The 3,546-nt window shown below is 35.2% G+C and carries 1 protein-coding gene and 2 pseudogenes; 1 reads left to right on the top strand and 2 read right to left on the bottom strand.

The window, feature by feature from the left end; translation table 11 throughout:
- Window positions 1–955: pseudogene (locus ACFIK2_RS02020) on the top strand (phage portal protein); the annotation flags it as partial.
- 1,444 nt (window positions 956–2,399) lie between these two features.
- On the opposite strand, the gene ACFIK2_RS02015 reads toward ACFIK2_RS02020, so the two are convergent.
- Entirely contained in the window at window positions 2,400–3,179 is a 780-nt protein-coding gene (locus ACFIK2_RS02015) for a hypothetical protein (RefSeq protein WP_375676851.1), read from the bottom strand.
- Between the two features lie 99 nt (window positions 3,180–3,278).
- Window positions 3,279–3,546 (bottom strand): annotated as a pseudogene (locus ACFIK2_RS02010) (hypothetical protein); the annotation flags it as partial.

The following is a 3,546-nucleotide window of genomic DNA, read 5'->3' as shown; positions in this document are numbered from 1 at the left end:
GCAGCTCCAGTGCATGATGCCCGATATCCAAGGGGCAGCTTTCAATAAAAAGGTCGTAAAACGTGCTTTTTTAGGGAGAAAGTTGCTTGAATCCCCTGATCAACCTTTAGTTCCAGCTGGTCAATTGGGTTGGGAGTGTATAACGGGGTATTTTGACAAGATAGAACGGCAATTTTATGGGGTTGTCCGTCCGACAAAAGACCCACAACGGTGGGCGAATAAGTACTTTAGTCAAGTGATGTATATCCTTAATAGTCAATCCAAAGGCGGGATAATGGCAGAGAGTGGTGCATTTAAGGATGAGAGAGAAGCAGCAAAAAGTTTAAGCCGATCAGACAGTATTACATGGGTTAAACCTAACGCATTGGCAGGTGGTAAAATACAACCAAAGCCTGTAGCACAGTTTCCACAAGGCTTTTTCCAACTGTTTAATGAAGCTAAGGAAGCAATTAATCAGGTGACGGGTTTATCACCCGAATTCATTGGTACAAGGGAAGTGACACAAGCGGGTATTTTGGAGGCACAACGACGCCAATCCAGTTTAAATCTGCTTGCTTGTCTATTTGATGGTTTACGTTTGTACCGCAAGCGGCAGGGTAAGATTATTTTGCACTTGATACAGAATTACTTGTCCGATGGTCGTTTGGTACGGATATCTGGTGAAGAGAATGCGCAATATATTCCATTGACGCGTGAAGAAGTAACGAGTGTCGAGTATGACATTGTTGTCGATGATGCTCCAACCAGCCCGAATGAGAAAGAGCGCACCTTTGGTATCATCACACAGCTGCTCCCATTGCTTCAAAATGCGATTACGCCGGATATTATGCTTGATCTACTTCGTTATTCTCCATTGCCTGCGTCATTGCTTAATCGTGTGAGTATTCGGTATAATATCAAAAAACGCAATAAAGTCAATATGTTGTTTGCAATTATTTTATATGAATCCACTTAAGAATCCATCTTTTTATACGTGATTCATTTGATCATTTTTTATATAAGATTGCCATGTATGAATAGACCATAAAAAGCAAATCATGACGTGAATATTATAACGCATGTGTGTATTCAAATAAAATGAAAAGCCGATATCATTCATAACAGTTTATAAATTTTATGATATGTTTTTATCACTCAAAATCGCATTGTTTAAAATTTAGTTGTTTGGAATTATCGATAACATACGTTTAAAGATCACATCTTGTTTTAATGATTGGATTGTTAATCGCATGATAAAAACATAAAATTACAGTTTTCAAAATTGAGAAGCGTAAAATCTAAAAATGCTATAGCAATATCTTATTACCTATAGAGGGTAATCGTTTGAAACTGTTATAAGATAAATTGTACCAAAAGATACGCATTTATAGAAAATAGAGATCATATAATTTTTCCCAAAATTGGGAAAAACCTCTAAAATGGCATTAAAGAAATTAACTGTTTGAACCTGTCATAAGCTTATAGGTTTAATTTAAAAAATTGCATAAAAGGATTAAGGATAAAATCGCTTTTAAAACGCTTACTAAAAGTTAAAAAAACGATAAAGAGGTATTTTATATCTTATGAAATGAAAAGCCTTTTAATGAATAGATTGCAGACTAGTTTTTAAGAACGGAATTATTCGCTTCCACAAAAAAATGGAGGCGGGTAATACCATAGCAGTAAAATACTATTTTACCTTAGATATGGTACTAAAAAACGTTTTAAAAGTTACCATTTAAAAGTACAGAGCACAAATATAGAGCGATTAATTTGCAAAGAAGTTCTGTTTAAAAGAAACTTATGAAAGCCTTTCTAAATGAACGTTTAAACATTTGAAACAGATGTTTATAACAGTTTTTAAAGCCTTGCGTTTGATAAAAGCGGTTATTTATTTGTCTTATGAGAGATTGTTTTGAAAACCAATACTCGTAAATGTAAAAAACGAGTTTTGTTAAAGCTAACAAGCGTTTTGATTTTATAGAATGCGTTATTTGAATTCACTCAGCTCGATTTTGAGCTTAGTATATTGAAACGTTTTAAAAGAAGCATTTTGATCATGGGCTTTGTTTTCAATGAATCTCTTTAAAATATAAAGACGTTATGATTAATACGTTTGAGAGAAATGAAAAGCGTTCATTCAAATGAGTGAGTAAAAATCATACGCATTATTTACATTCCTTTTGATAAGTTTTCATATCTCAATAGAGCGCTTGCAATATAATACGTTTTGTATATATGCATTCATTACTCCATTGTGGATGATTATTTTTCTATCATTATAATCGTTATTTGAAAGCCGCGTCATATCACTTGACACGGCTTTTTTTATGTTACTCTCTCTTTTATGATATGTTTATAGCAATGCATTTTATATGCGTTTATACACCATAAAGAAAGCACGCCCCCCACGCCGTTCTTTATTCTGTTTTATCAGTTATATTGACAACATTATCCCTTTCATACACCTCACAATTTTTTGGAACCAACCTTACTTTGCTTTTTTTATTGATTTTTGCATTGCCATAAACACGCCCCCAGACCTTAGTATAGAATAAAACCTTGGCATTGCCAAAAACAGAGCCATAAATTTCAGCACAACCGCCCACCAAAGCACCACCATAGACCTTGCCATGTATTTTTGCACGACCATTAATAAAGGCATAATTATAAACCTTGGCATAGCTATGAATACGGGCAGAGCCAGCAACAATGGCACGACCATAGACCCTTGCATAACTAAAAACCGTAGCATCATAAGAAACATGAGCATAATCATAAATATGAGCATCAGCAAGAACACGGGCAGCACCACTCACATGAGCATAGCCATAAACATTGCCATAAACATGAGCATTGCCATAGACACAAGCATGGTCATAAATTTTTGCGTATTGAGAGATGAAAGCCTTGCCATAGATTTCACAATTCCCATAGACTTGACCACAAACTTGAGAAAAATGCCGTATTTTTGCATTTTCATACACTCTTGCATGACCATAGACACAAGCCTCATCATACACCCAGCAATTACCATCATGGGATAGGTTAACTTCCTTTTCAATAAAGCCGCCTAAAGACCCCGTCTTAACATCATCAAAATCTTTTAAAGCTTTAATGCGATAAAGATTTATAATATTTCGAGTAAGTGCATGTTTGATTTTTTTGATTTCACTGGTTAATTCGTATTTTTTGCACATAGGAGTACCCTCACAATTTAATGTGATAAACATTTGATAAAATTTGAAATGGAAAAATTGGGTTGGAAAGCAGGCGCCCCCGCCGCGCCCGCGCATTATTTACGCAGCGTTATTTTCAATAATCTTTACAACGGTATCGTTTTCATAAACCTCACAATTTATGGGAACCCAATATAAATCACTATCTCTTTTTAATCTTGCATTGCCATATACATTACCTCTAATCACGAAATAACCAGAGATTTTCGCATTACCATAAACAGAGCCATAAACATCAGTATGACAGCCCACGCTAGCATTCCCATAAACCTTGCCATAAATTTTAGCAGCGCCACTGATAACAGCATGATCATAAACTACCGCCTTG

The sequence above is a fragment of the Bartonella sp. AP88XZML genome, assembly GCF_042195565.1.
Classification (GTDB): Bacteria; Pseudomonadota; Alphaproteobacteria; order Rhizobiales; family Rhizobiaceae; genus Bartonella.
This window is presented reverse-complemented; position numbering and strand designations above follow the sequence as displayed.